The sequence below is a fragment of the Azospirillum tabaci genome, assembly GCF_014596085.1.
Lineage (GTDB): Bacteria > Pseudomonadota > Alphaproteobacteria > Azospirillales > Azospirillaceae > Azospirillum > Azospirillum tabaci.
This window is the reverse complement of the sequence record NZ_JACCJY010000008.1, coordinates 116,096-130,758: the sequence shown is the minus strand read 5'-3', so window position 1 is coordinate 130,758 and position 14,663 is coordinate 116,096. Positions and strand designations below refer to the sequence as shown.

The following is a 14,663-nucleotide window of genomic DNA, read 5'->3' as shown; positions in this document are numbered from 1 at the left end:
TCGTTAGGAGGCCGGCATCTCGCCGGTCACCCAATAGTCCACGCGCCGCTTGTTGTTGGCGATGTAGGCGTCGATCGCCTTGTCGTAGGAGGTGGCGTCGGCCTCCAGCATGATCTTCTCCAGATCCTCCAGCGGCAGATACATCCGGGTCAGGAACTCGGCGACCTTGGGGTGCTCCTGGTAGAAGTTCTTGCGGGCCATGACGTGGACGCGCTCAAGGCCGCCCAGCGACCCCTTCGGGTCCTCCAGATAGCGCAGCTTCCACTTGGCGAACATCCAGTGCGGGCTCCAGGCGGTGACCGCGATCCAGTCCTCGCGCCGCTCGGCGCGGCCGAGCGCGGCGGTCATCGCGGCGCCGCTGGCCGACACCAGCTCGTAATCGTTGAGGCCGTAGTCCTTCAGCGCCTTCTCCGACGCCTGCATCAGGCCCGAACCGGGGTCGATGCCCTGGATCCTGCCCTTCAGCTTCTCACGGATTTCCGGCTTGGCGAGGTCGGCGATGGTCTTCACCTGATCCTCCGGCACATAGTCCGGCACGGCCCAGCCCAGGCGGGCGCGGGTGTAGAGCATGCCCAGCGGCACGATGTCCTTGCCCACCTTGTCCAGATAGGAGGCGTGGGTGGTCGGCAGCCAGGACATCATCATGAAGTCGAGGTCGCCCTTGGCGAGCCCCTGATACTGCAGGCCGATGTCGGCCAGCACCAGCTCGACCGGCTGATCCAGCCGTTCCTGGATGAGGCGTTGGGCGAGCTTGGTCACCGCCTCGGCGTCGGACCATGCGGTCCAGCCGATGCGGACCGGCTTCCTGTCCTCGGCGGCAACGCTGGCGGAGGACAGGGCGGTGCTGCCGATCACGGCGGCGACGCCGAGGGCCATCATCTTCAGAAACGTGCGTCTCATGGAAAAAATCCTTTGTTCGGTATGGCTTTGGGGATGGCGGTTCATCCCGCTTCCGTGACTCCGTGCGTGGGAGACAGGCGCGCGTCATCCCTCGGCCGTTCCGCGCGGCGGCGGTTCAGCAGGGCGCGCAGGACGGACCGGGGGGAGCGGCCCCCCGCATCCGGGGTTCCGAAACTCTGGGTGATGCGGTCGAGCAGGATCGCCAGGATCACCACGGCCAGCCCGCCTTCGACGCCGAGGCCGATGTCCAGCCGCTGGATGCCGCGCAGCACCTCGTTGCCGACTCCGCCCGCCCCGATCATCGAGGCGATGACCACCATCGACAGGGACAGCATGATGGTCTGGTTGATGCCCGCCATGATCGACGGCAGAGCGGTCGGCATCTGCACCTTGAACAGGAGCTGGCGCGGCGTGCAGCCGAAGGCGAGACCGGCCTCGACCAGCTCGTGCGGGACCTGACGGATGCCCAGGCTGGTCAGGCGGACCACCGGCGGCATGGCGAAGATGATCGTCGCGATGATCCCCGGCACCTGGCCCAGCCCGAACAGCATGGCCGCCGGGATCAGATAGACGAAGGCCGGCATGGTCTGCATCAGGTCGAGCGCCGGGCGCACCACCGCCTCCACCCGGTCGTTGCGCGCGGCGACGATGCCCAGCGGAATGCCGATAGTCAGGGCGATGGCGGTCGCCGTCAGCACCAGCGCCAGCGTGTCCACCGTCTGGTGCCACATGCCCAGCCCGGCGACGACCAGGAGGGAGGCCGCCGCGAACAGCGCGAAGCGCCAGCCGTTGCGCCACAGCCCGATCAGCACCACGATGGCGGCCAGCGCCACGCCGGGCAGCGAGGTCAGGGCGGCTTGAACGGCGCCCGCGACCGCTCCGACCACGAGGTCGATGCCGTCGAACAGCCATTGCGCGTGGTCCAGGAGGAACATCACGGCGGCGTCGGCCCAGTCGCCGATGGGAAGCTTGAAGTCCATGGTCAGCGCGTCCGTCCAAGGGTTTCCAGATAGGCGGTCTTGGAGATCGCCCCGACATAGGCGCCCTGCCCGTCCACCACCGGCAGCGGGCACGGGGCCGACGCGATGCGCGGCAGCACCTCGTCCATCGGCAGGTCGACGGGAATCGGCTCGATGCCCGACAGCAGCGCCTCGTCCAGCGTGGCGGAGCCGTTGTGCCGCTCGATGGCGGTGACCAGCGTTTCCACCGACACCACGCCGTGGAAGCGGCGGCGTCCGTCCTGGACATAGCCGAACTCGCGGTCGCGCTCGCGCAGCTGGCGGACGGCGGCGCGCGGGCCTTCGCCGGTGTGGCGGATCAGAGTCACCTGATCGCGCCGGGCGATGTCGCCCGCCGTCAGGATTTTGGTGACGTCGATGTTGCGGAAGAAGGAGCGGACGTAATCGTTGGCCGGCTGCTTCAGGATCTCGTCCGGGCGCCCGACCTGGATGATCTGGCCGCCCTCCATGATCGCCAGCCGGTCGCCGATGCGGATCGCCTCGTCCAGATCGTGGCTGATGAAGACGATGGTGCGCTGCCGTTCGGCCTGAAGGCGCAGCAACTCGTCCTGCATCTCCGTGCGGATCAACGGGTCGAGGGCCGAGAAGGCTTCGTCCATCAGCAGGACGGACGGCTCGTTGGCGAGCGCGCGGGCGAGGCCGACGCGCTGCTGCATGCCGCCCGACAGCTCCCGCGGGAAGCTTTCCGCGTAGGCGCCGAGGCCGACCGCGTCCAGCGCCTGCTGCGCCTTGTCGCGCCGCGCCGTCAGACTTTCCCCGGCGATCTCCAGCCCGAAGGCGGCGTTCTCCCACACCCGCAGGTGCGGCAGCAGGGCGAAGGACTGGAACACCATGCTGAGGTCGCGCCGCCGCAGCTCGGTCAGCTCGGCGCGCGACAGCTTGGTGATGTCGCGCCCGTCGATCCGGATCTCGCCCGCGGTCGGGTCGATCAGCCGGTTGAGCATCCGGACCAGCGTCGATTTGCCGGAGCCCGACAGGCCCATGATGACGAAGATTTCACCGGCCTCGACCTCGAAACTGGCGTCCAGGACGCCGACGGTCTGGCCGGTTCTTTTAAAGATCTCTTCTTTGGAAAGACCCGCCTTCAGCAGGTCGAGCGCCTGACGTGGGTGGCGCCCGAAAATCCGGGTGACGCCGTTTACGGCGATTTTCGCGGTCATCCGCTGATGCCTCCGCTCTTGGCAAAATGCGTGTGGTTCCGGACCCCGAACGGGACCGGTCCGTCTTGCAGCCTTCATTGGAAGCAGGGGGAAGCAGGGGCGTGCCGGGGGTGGAGAGGCACGCAAGGCAAGGACTTTCGTCCGCACGCCAGCAATTTTGACAGCCGCGTCGCGACTGCCTCCCGCCAACCACAGGGAAAGTAAAGTTACATGAGAAAGCGCAAAAACAGCGAAGACTCATGAAATTGAAGGCCAAGGAAACAAGAAAGAAGCATTATCTATGCATGCATACCGATTTCACCTCTAAAACACACTGACGTTGTAGGGATGCGCGCACAGAAAAATGCGCTCCTGAAGCGCCTTCAAGAGAGCAAGTCCTGGCCGCCACTGACAAGAGGCTAACAAACTTTAGGAGAGATTTGAAGCCTTTTTATGTCTCGGTTGGATATGGCGCCGGATCAATGTCGTTCAAGTATGAGTTTTGAGGCTTATTATCCTATAACCGCGTTGTCGTTCCTGCCTTTTTCGCTGCTCTGGAATGCGCCTCGCTGTGACCGGCGTGTTGTGGCGGCGGGCCGGTTGCGGCACCATGTCAGACTGTCTTCCGTCTCCGGTCAGCAAGGGGCCTTGATGAGCAACCCGTTCTTCGAAACCTGGACCACGCCCTTCGGCCTGCCGCCCTTCGACCGCATCCAGGCCGAGCATTTTCCGCCTGCCTTCGACCATGGCATGGCGGAGAACATCGCGGAGATCGAGGCGATCACCGGAAACCCCGATGCCCCGACCTTCGCCAACACCATCGAGGCGATGGAGCGCAGCGGGCGCTTCCTGAACCGGGTCGGCGGCGTGTTCTGGAACCTGAACTCCAGCAACACCACCGATGCGCTGGAGACGATCGCCCGCGACTACGCGCCGAAATTCGCCCAGCATTCCATGCGCATCGCGCTGGACCCGGCGCTGTTCGCCCGCGTCGCCGACCTGTACGAGCGCCGTGCGACGCTGGACCTCGCCCCCGACCAGTTGCGCCTTCTGGAACGCCAGCATCTCGGCTTCGTGCGCAGCGGCGCGCTGCTGCCGCCGGACGCCAAGGCGCGGATGACCGCGATCACCGAGCGGCTGGCGACCCTGCACACGCTGTTCGGCCAGAACGTGCTGCACGACGAGAAGGACTGGCAGCTCGTCCTGGAGGAGAGCGACCTGGTCGGCCTGCCGGACTTCGCGCGCAACGCCGCCGCCCAGGCCGCCAAGGAACGCGGGCAGGAGGGCAAGTACGTCATCACGCTGGCCCGTTCCTCGGTGGAGCCGTTCCTGACCTTCTCGGCCCGCCGCGACCTGCGTCAGGTCGCCTACGAGGCCTGGATCCGCCGCGGCGAGCATGAGGGCGAGCACGACAACCGCCCGCTGATCCGGGAGATCGTCGCGCTGCGCACCGAACAGGCGAAGTTGATGGGCTACGCCAGCTACGCCGACTTCAAGCTGGACGACAGCATGGCGAAGGACACCTCCGCCGTCGAACGGCTGCTGCTGCAGGTCTGGGGGCCGGCCAAGGAGAAGGCCGCAGCCGAGCGTGCGGAGCTTCAGGACTGCGCCCGTGCGGAGGGCATGAACGAGCCGATCGCCCCCTGGGACTGGCGCTACTACGCGGAGAAGGTGCGGCAGGCCAAGTACGACATCGACGAAGCGGAGGTGAAGCCCTACTTCGTGCTGGAGAACATGGTGCGCGCGGCCTTCGACACCGCCGGGCGCCTGTTCGGCCTGACCTTCACCGAGCGGCCCGACCTGCCGGTCTACCACCCGGACGTCCGTGTCTACGAGGTGACGGAAAAGGACGGGCGCCATGTCGGCATCTTCCTGCACGACAATTTCGCCCGGTCGTCGAAGCGCTCCGGCGCCTGGATGAGCAGCTACCGCGATCAGGAGACTTTCGACGGGGCGGTGTCGCCGATCATCGTCAACAACAACAACTTCTCGAAGGGCGAGCCGACGCTTCTCAGCTTCGACGACGCCGAGACGCTGTTCCACGAGTTCGGCCATTTCCTGCACGGCTGCCTCAGCAACGTCCGCTACCCGAGCCAGTCCGGCACCTCGGTCCGCCGCGACTTCGTGGAACTGCCCTCGCAGATCTACGAGCACTGGCTGGCGGTTCCGGAAACGCTGTCGACCTACGCCCGCCATCACCAGACCGGGGAGCCGATCCCGCAGGATCTGCTGCGCCGCCTGCTGGCCGCCCGCAACTTCAACCAGGGCTTCGGCACGGTGGAGTACACCGCGGCGGCGTTGCTCGATCTGGAGTTCCACACCCGGAGCGACGCTGCCGACCTCGACGTGGCCGCCTTCGAGCGGTCGGTGCTGGACAAGATCGGCATGCCGGCGGAGATCGCCGTGCGCCATCGCCCGACCCATTTCCAGCACCTGTTCGCCGGCAGCGGCTACGCCGCGGGCTATTACGCCTATCTGTGGGCCGAGGTGCTCGACGCCGACGGGTTCGAGGCGTTCTTGGAGACGGGCAACCCCTTCGATCCCGACCTTGCGGCGAAGCTGAAGACGATTTATTCGTCGGGCGACACCCGCGACCCGATGGAACTGTACACCGCCTTCCGCGGACGCGAGCCGCGCATCGAGGCGCTTCTCAAGCACCGGGGCCTGACCCAATCGCTCGGGGACGCCTGACGCACCGCCCATCGGTGCCGCAGACACATTGACGAGGATAAGGGACGGGGGATGGGCTGGACGCCCTCCCCCGTCGCGTGAGGATTTCCATGGCTGTTTCTCTGCTCGACCCCGCCCGTTACCGCCGCATGCCCTGGAAGAACGGCGGTGGAACGACCACCGAAATCGCCCTCCAGGAGTTGCCCGGCAACGCCGGCCGCTTCCTCTGGCGGGTCAGCATCGCCGACGTGGCGGAGGCCGGTCCCTTCTCCGCTTTCACCGGCTACGAGCGGCTGATCGCCGTGGTCGAGGGGGCCGGCATGCGGCTGACCGTGGGCGGCGTCCCGGCGACCGTGACCAACCGCGCCGAACCCTTCCGCTTTTCCGGCGACGCCGCGGTGGATTGCGCCCTGCTGGACGGGCCGATCCGCGACTTCAACCTGATCTTCGACCGCGAGCGGGCCGACGCGCGGCTCGACATCCTGCCGGCCGACAAAGTGGCGGACATTCCGGCTGGCGGCGTGGCGCTGGTCCATGCCCTGGACGGAGAGGTGATCCTGCGCACCGGCGACAGCGTGGCGCGGGTCTCTCCAGGCTGGACCGCCCGTCTGGACGGCACCGCCGCCACGCTGGAAACCGGGCCGGGGGCTTGCGCCGTCCTCGCCCGCGTCGCGGCGCGCGGGTAAAGGCGCTCGCCCTGATTAAATCCTCTCCCCTCTGGGGAGAGGGTGGTGCGAAGCACCGGGTGAGGGGGTCGTGCGTGGCATTACGTCCGGCAAAAGCGCAACCCCCTCACCCTCCCCACGCCTACGGCGCGGGTCCCCTCCCTCTCCCCGGAGAGGCGAGGGTCATTTAAGCAGCCGCTCCTCATCCTCGCGGCAGGTAGCCGAGCTGGTGCGAGATCGCGTCCGCCGTCTCCACCACCTTGGTCCGCAGATGGTCGAGCATGGCGGGCTGGTCCATCACGGCGCTGGGGCCGGAGAGGTTGATGGCGGCGATGACCTCGCCCCGGTGGTCGCGGATGGCCGCCGCGATGGCGACGATCCCCGACACGAAGGAGGAGCGGTTCATCGTCCAGCCGCGCTTGCGGTCCTCCGCCACCTCCTGGATCAGCGAGGTCAGCGTGACCGCCGTGGTGTCGCTGTAGCGGTCCAGCCGCACGCCGGTGTAGAGCTGCGCGATGGCCTCGTCGCTGAGGCCGCTCAGCAGCATCCGCCCCATCGCGGTGGCGTGGGCCGGCAGGCGGTAGCCGACCGCGATGTTGCTGGACAGCGTCATGTGCGAGTGCGCGCGGTAGACGTAGACGATCTCCGTCCCGTCGCGCACCGCCATGTGGGCGGAGATTTGCGTGCTGTCGCGCAGCCCGTCGATGTAGGGGATCGCCACCTCGATCCCGTCCAGCCCCGACAGGTAATGGTAGCCGAGCTGCATCGACCGCGGCGCCAGGCGGTAGGACTTGCCGTCCCCCGCCCGCCCGATGTAGCCGAGATGCTCCAGCGTGAAGACCAGCCGGTAGGCCGAGGCCCGCCCGATCCCCAGCGCCTTGGCGATGTCGGTCAGGGACAGGGTCCGGCGCTGTGGCGTGAACAGCTCCAGGATGGCCAGCCCGCGCTGCAGCGCCGGGGCGATGTAGGTGTTCGGATCCGTTTCGCTCATGTGTCCCGGCGCAACCCCTCGATGGCGCGCCGGTAGGCGGCCCGGATGGCGTCCTCCCGGACGTGGCGGCCCTCGCGCACCACGGTCCGCCCCGCGGCGACCACGTCGCGCACGGCGTGCCCGTCGCTGGCGAAGACATAGGCGTCCAGAAGGCTGTCGTCGGTCCGAGAAAGCAGTTTCGGGTTGTCGGCGTCAAGCACGACGAGGTCGGCGGGCTGACCCACCTGAATACCGCCTCCGGCCACCGGCTGGCCCAGCGCCTGCGCGCCGCCGGCCACCGCCGCCCGGTAGAGGCCGCCGCCGATGGACGGGCAATCCCCGATGCGCAACACGTTGCGCCGCCGCTGCACCAGCCGCTGGCCGTATTCCAGGAGGCGCAGTTCCTCCGCCGCAGAGACGCTGATGTGGCTGTCCGACCCGACGCCGAACCGCCCGCCCTGTGCCAGGAAGGGGATCGCCGGGAACAGCCCGTCGCCCAGATTGGCCTCGGTCGTCAGGCAGAGACCGGCCACGGCCCCGCTCGCGGCCATGCCGTCCACCTCCGCCGGGGCGACGTGGGTGGCGTGGACGAGGCACCAGCGCGGCCCGACCGGAGCGTTCTCCAGCAGCCATTCCACCGGGCGCTTGCCGCTCCAGGCGACGCAGTCGTCCACCTCCGCCGTCTGCTCGGCGATGTGGATGTGGATGGGCGCGCCGGGGTCGAGCGCGTCAAGGCCGGCCAGCGCGTCGCGCATCTCCTCCGGCGTCACCGCGCGCAGGGAATGCAGGGCGAGGCCGGCGCGGCGACCCGCCCGCTCCGCGCCCATCGCCTTCTGCATGGTGGAGACGATGGACAGCAGCCCGTCCACGTCGTTGATGAAGCGCTTCTGCCCGTCGGACGGCGGCTTGCCGCCGAAGCCGCTGTGGGCGTAGAGCACCGGCAGGTGGGTCAGGCCGATCCCCGCCGTGTCCGCGGCGGCCAGGATGCGGCGCGACATCTCCGCCCGGTCGGCGTAGGGGCGGCCGTCGGCGCCGTGGTGCAGGTAATGGAACTCCGCCACCGCCGTGTAGCCCTGCTTCGCCATCTCCATGTAGAGCAGCGCCGCGACGGCCTCCGCCGCCTCCGGCGTCATCCGGCGGACGAAGCCGTACATGGCGTCGCGCCACGTCCAGAAGCTGTCCTCCGACGCACCGGCGTATTCGGTCAGCCCGGCCATGGCGCGCTGGAAGGCGTGGCTGTGCAGGTTGGGCATGCCAGGGATCACCGGCCCGGCGGCCTGCGGGAGGCCGTTCGCCTCCGCGTCCCGTTCGACCGCGATCAGCGTGCCCCGCGCGTCGAAACGCAGCGCCACGTTCGAGGCCCAACCTTCGGGCAGCAGCGCCCGTCCGCAGAAAAGCCCGTTCACGCTGTCCATCGCCGCCTCCGTCACGCCCGCTCCTCCGCCCAATCAGCCATCGCACCGACGAACCGCCGCAGATGCGGGCGGATCCGCGCGGCGCGCGACTCGTCGAAGGCGAAGGGAGCATCCTCCTCCATGTAGGTCACCTGCGCCATCTCGAGCTGCACGGCGTGCCAGCCCTCGGACGGGCGCCCGAAATGGCGGGTGATGTGGCCACCCTTGAAGCGCCCGTTGAGGACATGGGTGAAGCCGTCGGCCCCGGCGTCCGCGCCGACCGCGACCAGCCGGTCGCTCAGCGCGGGGTCGACGCTGCGCCCGTCGTTGGTGCCGATGTTCAGGTCGGGAAGCCGCCCCTCGAACAGCCGCGGCACGACGGAGCGGATGGAATGGGCGTCGAACAGAACCGCGCGCCCGAACTGGTCGCGCAGCCGGGTCATCTCCGCGGTGATGGCGTCGTGGTAGGGCGCCCAGTAACGGGTGACCCGCTCCGCCACCTCCGCCGCGTCCGGTTCCGCGCTCGGCCGGTACAGCGGCGCCCCGTCGAACAGGGTCGTCGGGCAGAGGCCCGTGGTGGCGCCGCTGTAGAGCGGCGTATCGTTGCTGGGGCGGTTCAGATCGACGACGTAGCGCGAGAAGCGCGCCTGGATCACCCCGACTCCAAGGTCCTCCAGGAAGTCGTAGAGACGCGGCAGGTGCCAGTCCGTGTCGGGCAGGCCCTGCCCCTCCGGCACCAGCCGACCGATGAATCCGTCCGGCAGCGCCGTGCCGACATGGGGCAGGCTGACCAGCACCGGACGGCGCGCGGCACGAAACCCGAAGATCTCCATACCCTCTCTCCCCTGCGACATCTGTTTTGTCAGCAAAACTTTTTGCATCCCTGTTGTGGCGCCCATGACCGTCGCGGCGTTCGCGGCACGCAGCCCCAACACCGGCGTTGCCATAAGGCGTCCGTCATGCTCCAGTATGACAAACGGCGTTGACGCGGCTGTTTTCCCTGGGCAACATATGTTTTATAGGCAAAACACGGCGCTGCCAAGCCGGTCGCTGCTCGGGGGGGCACCCAGGGCTTTCGAACTTGGCGACGCAGGCGCAACGAACAGGGAAAATCTGATCCATGAAGTCCATCGGTAAGTTTCTCGCCGCCGCCTCCTTCGCCGCCGCCGCGGTCGTCACCGTGGTCGGCGCCGGGTCCGTCCCGGCGCGCGCCCAGGACGCGGTGATCGCCTCGATCAAGCAGAACGGCACCTTCCGCGTCGGCGTGGACGCCACCTTCGCGCCCTTCGAATTTTCGCAGGACGGCAAGAAGACCGGCTTCGACATCGAGCTGGTCGAGGCCATCGCCAAGGAGCTGGGCGCCACCAAGGGCGTCGAGTGGGTGGACATCGACTTCAAGGGCCTGATCCCCGGCCTGATGGCCAACCGCTTCGACATGATCGCCTCGGCCATGTACATCACCGAGGAGCGCCGCAAGGTCGTCGCCTTCTCCGACACCTACTATCCGGGCGGCCTCGTCATCATGGTCAAGGCGAACAACACCACCGTGAAGGGGCCGTCGGACCTCGAAGGCAAGACCGCCGCCGTGCAGATCGGCACCAAGTCGGTCGTCCATCTGAAGGAACATTTCCCGAAGACGAAGATCGTCGAGGTGGAGACCAACGCCGAGATGTTCGGGCAGGTCGAGACCGGCCGCACCGACGTCGCAGTGACCGGCAAGCCCGCCGCCAAGCTCTACGCCCAGACGCACCCGACCGTGAAGGTGCTGGACGACCAGCTCACCACCGAGGATTACGGCTTCGCCATGCGCAAGGAGAACACCGAGCTGGTGACCAAGGTGAACGCCGCCATCACCAAGCTGAAGGCCGACGGCACCTACCAGAAGCTCATCGACAAGTGGTTCGAAGCCAAGAAGTGATTGATATCCTTGTGAACGGAGGACCCCTCCCGTGACGCTCGACTTCGCCCCCGTCTGGGGAGGGTTGCCGGAGCTTCTGAAGGGCACCGTGGTCACCATCGAGGTGACCGCGGCGGCCTTCCTGCTCAGCGCCGTGCTTGGGCTGCTTGTCGGCATCATCCGCCTCAATCCGGCGCGGCGCGTGCTGTATGGCATCGCGTCGGCCTACGTCGCCTTCATCCGCGGCACGCCGCTGCTGGTGCAGCTGTTCCTGCTGTTCTTCGGCCTGCCGCAGTTCGGCATCCTGCTGCCGGCGATGCTGTGCGGCGTGATCGGGCTTGGCATCTACAGCGGCTCCTACGTGTCGGAGGTGGTGCGCGGCGCCATCCAGTCGATCGACCGCGGCCAGATGGAGGCCGCCCGCTCGCTCGGCATGTCCTACCGCGAGGCGATGTGGGAGGTGGTCCTGCCCCAGGCCTTCCGCCGCATGCTGCCGCCGCTGGGCAACGAGACCATCGCGCTGATCAAGAACTCGGCGCTGGTGTCGCTGCTGACCATCGACGACGTCATGCGCGAAGGCCAGCGGATCATCTCCACCAGCTTCCGCGCGCTGGAGGTCTACATCGCGGTGGCGCTGATCTATTTCGTGCTGACCAACGCGGCCACCTGGATCCTGCGCCAGCTCGAAAAGCGCATGACCGTGGAAAGAGGGTAAGCCGGTGATCGAGATCCGCAACGTCTACAAGAGCTTCGGCAGCACCGAGGTGCTGAAGGACGTCAGCCTGACCGTGCCGCCGTCGCGCACCACCGTGGTCATCGGCCCGTCGGGTTCGGGCAAGAGCACGCTGCTGCGCTGTTGCAACTGCCTGGAGACCGCCGACCGCGGCGAGATCCGCATCAACCACCGGACCATCATCTCCGACGGCAAGCCGCTGCCCGACAAGGAGCTGAACGCGCTGCGCGCCGAGACCGGCATGGTCTTCCAGTCCTTCAACCTGTTCCCGCACATGACCACGGTGGAGAACGTCATGCGCGCCCCCGTCGTGGTGCGCGGCATGGCCAAGGCCGAGGCGCGGGAGCTGGCCATGGAGCTGCTGCGCAAGGTCGGGCTGGGCGACAAGGCCGACGTCTATCCGTCCACCCTGTCGGGCGGGCAGAAGCAGCGCGCCGCCATCGCCCGCGCGCTCGCCATGAAGCCGAAGGTGATGCTGTTCGACGAGCCGACCTCCGCGCTCGACCCCGAGCTGGTCGGCGAGGTGCTCCAGGTCATGAAGACGCTGGCCGAGGAAGGCATGACCATGATGGTGGTGACCCACGAGATGGGCTTCGCCCGCGAGGTCGCCGACACCGTCGTCGTCATGGCCGACGGGCGCATCGTCGAATCCGGCCCGCCGGAGCAGATCTTCACCAACCCGACGCAGGAGCGCACCCGCGGCTTCCTGCGCGCTCTGGTGGACGGCCATCTCGCCGGTGCCCGCCCGCAGCCGGTGGCGGACGACCCGCTGGACGCCCTGCCCGGCAACCACTGACGCTCCGTCCATCTTGCCCCACACCCATCGGGCGCCCGCCTCGCCGGTCACGGTGCTGGCCGCGCTGATCCTCGGCGTCTGCGTCATCCAGGTCGCCAACGGCATCCTGCAGATCCTGCTGCCGCTCCGCCTCGCCGAGGCGGCGGCCCCGCCGCTGGTCGTCGGGGCGGTGGCGTCGGCCTATTCGGTCGGCTTCGTGCTGGGCTGCTGGGCCGCACCCTGGATGATTCGCCGGGTGGGCGGGGTGTGGTCCTTCGCCGCCTTCGGGCTGCTCGCCGCCGTCGCCACGCTGCTGCTGAACCTGCTGCCCGACGCGCGGGCCTGGGTGGGGCTGCGGGTGCTGATGGGGGTGTCCTATGTCGGGATGCTCACCGTCGCGGAAAGCGGGCTGGCCACCCTGTCCCCGCCGGGATCGCGGGGCAGCGTCTTCTCCCTTTACATGATCGCCTGCAAGGTGGCGGTGATCGGCGGCCAGATGCTGCTCGCCAGCCCGGACCTGTCGGCCCTGTGGCTGACCGTCCTGGCGGCCGGTTGCTATGGCCTGTCGCTGGTTCCGGTGGCGGTGATCCGCCCGCCGGCCAGCGCCGCGCCGAAAGGGCCGGCGCCGTCGCCCTGGCAGTATGTGCGGCGGGCGCCGGTGGCCTTCGCCGGTTGTCTGATGGTTGGGCTGTGCAACACCGCGGTCACCGGCATCGGCCCGGCCTGGCTCGCCGGGCTCGCCCTGCCCGCCGCCGGGGTCGCCCTGATCATGTCGGGCATCCAGGTCGGCAGCGTGGTGCTGCAATGGCCGATCGGCCGGTTTTCGGACCGCCACGACCGGCGGCTGGTGATCTTCGCAGTGTCCGCCGTGGCGACGGTCGCCGCCTTCCTGATCGCCGCCTTCGCCAACCCACCCGGCGGGGCGGCGCCGCAGACCGTCCTGCTCGGCCTGTTCACCCTGTGGGGCAGCGCCGCCCTGTCGCTCTACGCGATCTGCGTGGCCCACGCCAACGACCATGTGACGGTGGAGGAGACGGTGCCGCTGGCCAGCGCGCTCCTGCTCGCCTGGGCGTTGGGTGCTGCCCTCGGCCCGCTGCTGGCGACGGCGGCCATGGAATGGTTCGGGCATGACGCGCTGTTCGTCTATGTCGGGGTGGTGTCGGGCGGGCTGACCCTGTTCGCCGGCCTGCGCCGCCTCATCAGCGGCCCCTTCCGCTCGGAGCCGTAAGGCTTGGCCGTGGGAGGCCGGCCGGGCTACTGTGTCCCGCCCAGCAGCCCCCTCCCCCGCGCTCCATGCCCAGCACCACCGACACCCCGACCGACGAGCAGTTCCGGGCGATCCAGGCCATCGACGCCTGGTACGCCGACCCCGCGGCCCCCCAGATGTTCTGGCTGGCCGGCGAGGCCGGGACCGGCAAGACCAAGACCACCGTCTTCGCCCTGGACCATCTCCAGGACCGCCGCAACCTGGAGAATTTCGTGGTCGGCGCGCCCACCGGCAAGGCGGCGCAGGTGCTGCGCCGCAAGGGCATCGACCGGGCGGCGACGCTGCATTCGCTGATCTACGCGCCGCGGCAGGACGACGACACCGGCGAGCTGTTCTTCGCCCGCAAGTCGGAGGGCAAGTTCGCCGAGGCCGACCTGATCGTCTGCGACGAGGGCTCGATGGTCGGGGACGACGTGGCGGGCGACCTGCTGCGCTCCGGCAAGAAGATCCTGATGATCGCCGACGACTACCAGCTTCCGCCGGTGACCGGCCAGGGCACGCTGACCAAGGGCGAGCCGGATTTCCGGCTGGTCGAGCCGCACCGCACGGCGCGGGAGAGCCCGGTGATCCGGCTCGCCCATCTGCTGCGCCGGCAGGAGCTGCCGCGCCGCTTCGGCACCGCCGGGAACGCCCATGTCCTGCCGCTGAACCGGATGACCGAGCCGCTGGCCCTGCGGGTGGACACCCAGACCATCTGCGGCACCCACCGTGTGCGCACCGACTTCACCCGGCGCATCCGCACCCGCCACGGCTTCGACACGGTGATGCCCCAGGCGGGCGAGCGGGTGATCTGCCGCCGCAACGACCGCGAGGAGGGGCTGTTCAACGGCATGATCGGCACGCTGACCCGCCCGGCGGCGGAGGGGCGGGGCCGCCAGGACGGGCTGTGGTCGCTCGGCGTCCATATGGAGGACGAGGTGAAGCCCCGCAGCAAGCTGATGGTCCACCCCTGGATGTTCCAGGCCCACTACAGCGGCGAGACCAAGGCGCCGCGGGTGGAGCGCGACGTGCAGCAGTTCGATTGGGCCTGGATGATCACCTGCCATTCCGCTCAGGGGTCGGAGTTCCCCTCCGTCACCGTGCTCGACGACTCCGCCGCCTTCCGCGAGCACAAGTGGCGCTGGCTCTACACCGCCGTCACCCGCTCGCAGGACGAGCTGTTCCTGCTGTTGCGCAACGCCGATCTCGGCGGGAACTGGCGGATGCCGGACATCGACGCGTGACGGTGTAGCCC

General features: G+C 68.5%; 13 protein-coding genes. 7 read left to right on the top strand and 6 right to left on the bottom strand.

Annotated features, from left to right (window positions below; all coding sequences use genetic code 11):
- Nucleotides 1–3: 3 nt before the first annotated feature.
- Genes H0B54_RS11960 through proV form a run of 3 tightly spaced genes read right to left on the bottom strand, consistent with a single transcriptional unit; the run spans nt 4 to nt 3,079 of the window.
- Nucleotides 4–900, bottom strand: a complete 897-nt coding sequence (locus H0B54_RS11960) for a glycine betaine ABC transporter substrate-binding protein (RefSeq protein WP_246472493.1) — start codon at nt 898–900, stop codon at nt 4–6.
- A 41-nt stretch (nt 901–941) separates the two neighbouring features.
- Nucleotides 942–1,880 carry an ABC transporter permease gene (locus tag H0B54_RS11955; RefSeq protein ID WP_188260494.1) on the bottom strand — a complete coding sequence of 313 codons (939 nt, stop codon included), beginning with the start codon at nt 1,878–1,880 and terminating at the stop codon, nt 942–944.
- 2 nt (nt 1,881–1,882) lie between these two features.
- A complete protein-coding gene (proV, locus tag H0B54_RS11950; protein WP_188260493.1) occupies nt 1,883–3,079 on the bottom strand; it encodes a glycine betaine/L-proline ABC transporter ATP-binding protein ProV in 1,197 nt (398 codons plus the stop codon).
- Nucleotides 3,080–3,709: 630 nt separating this feature from the next.
- Between proV and H0B54_RS11945 the strand changes: the two genes are divergently transcribed.
- Together H0B54_RS11945 and H0B54_RS11940 are read left to right on the top strand one after the other, a co-directional pair.
- Nucleotides 3,710–5,749, top strand: a complete 2,040-nt coding sequence (locus H0B54_RS11945; RefSeq protein ID WP_188260492.1) for a M3 family metallopeptidase — start codon at nt 3,710–3,712, stop codon at nt 5,747–5,749.
- An 89-nt stretch (nt 5,750–5,838) separates the two neighbouring features.
- Nucleotides 5,839–6,414: a HutD/Ves family protein gene (locus H0B54_RS11940; protein ID WP_211109332.1), complete on the top strand. Its 576-nt coding sequence runs from the start codon at nt 5,839–5,841 to the stop codon at nt 6,412–6,414.
- Between the two features lie 181 nt (nt 6,415–6,595).
- Here H0B54_RS11940 and H0B54_RS11935 read toward each other — a convergent pair whose 3' ends face one another.
- The 3 genes from H0B54_RS11935 to hutG are packed head-to-tail and all read right to left on the bottom strand — an operon-like array spanning nt 6,596 to nt 9,590.
- Nucleotides 6,596–7,384: an IclR family transcriptional regulator gene (locus H0B54_RS11935; protein ID WP_188260491.1), complete on the bottom strand. Its 789-nt coding sequence runs from the start codon at nt 7,382–7,384 to the stop codon at nt 6,596–6,598.
- The gene (locus H0B54_RS11930) at nt 7,381–8,778 is read right to left on the bottom strand and encodes a formimidoylglutamate deiminase (RefSeq protein ID WP_211109331.1); all 1,398 of its coding nucleotides are present in this window, start codon (nt 8,776–8,778) and stop codon (nt 7,381–7,383) included. Before H0B54_RS11930 ends, H0B54_RS11935 begins: the two co-directional genes overlap by 4 nt.
- 11 nt (nt 8,779–8,789) lie before the next feature.
- A complete protein-coding gene (gene hutG / locus H0B54_RS11925; protein WP_188260489.1) occupies nt 8,790–9,590 on the bottom strand; it encodes an N-formylglutamate deformylase in 801 nt (266 codons plus the stop codon).
- A gap of 287 nt (nt 9,591–9,877) precedes the next feature.
- Between hutG and H0B54_RS11920 the strand changes: the two genes are divergently transcribed.
- From H0B54_RS11920 to H0B54_RS11900, 5 genes are all read left to right on the top strand, one after another.
- On the top strand, nt 9,878–10,675 hold the full coding sequence (locus H0B54_RS11920) for a glutamine ABC transporter substrate-binding protein (RefSeq protein ID WP_094303573.1): 798 nt from the start codon (nt 9,878–9,880) through the stop codon (nt 10,673–10,675).
- A gap of 31 nt (nt 10,676–10,706) precedes the next feature.
- Nucleotides 10,707–11,369: an amino acid ABC transporter permease gene (locus H0B54_RS11915; RefSeq protein WP_094303574.1), complete on the top strand. Its 663-nt coding sequence runs from the start codon at nt 10,707–10,709 to the stop codon at nt 11,367–11,369.
- Nucleotides 11,370–11,373: 4 nt separating this feature from the next.
- Nucleotides 11,374–12,183: an ATP-binding cassette domain-containing protein gene (locus H0B54_RS11910; protein ID WP_188260488.1), complete on the top strand. Its 810-nt coding sequence runs from the start codon at nt 11,374–11,376 to the stop codon at nt 12,181–12,183.
- A gap of 13 nt (nt 12,184–12,196) precedes the next feature.
- Nucleotides 12,197–13,390 (top strand): MFS transporter, encoded by a 1,194-nt coding sequence (locus H0B54_RS11905; protein WP_188260487.1) that lies wholly within the window; start codon nt 12,197–12,199, stop codon nt 13,388–13,390.
- 65 nt (nt 13,391–13,455) lie between these two features.
- A complete protein-coding gene (locus tag H0B54_RS11900; protein WP_188260486.1) occupies nt 13,456–14,652 on the top strand; it encodes an ATP-dependent DNA helicase in 1,197 nt (398 codons plus the stop codon).
- The last annotated feature ends 11 nt before the right edge of the window (nt 14,653–14,663 follow it).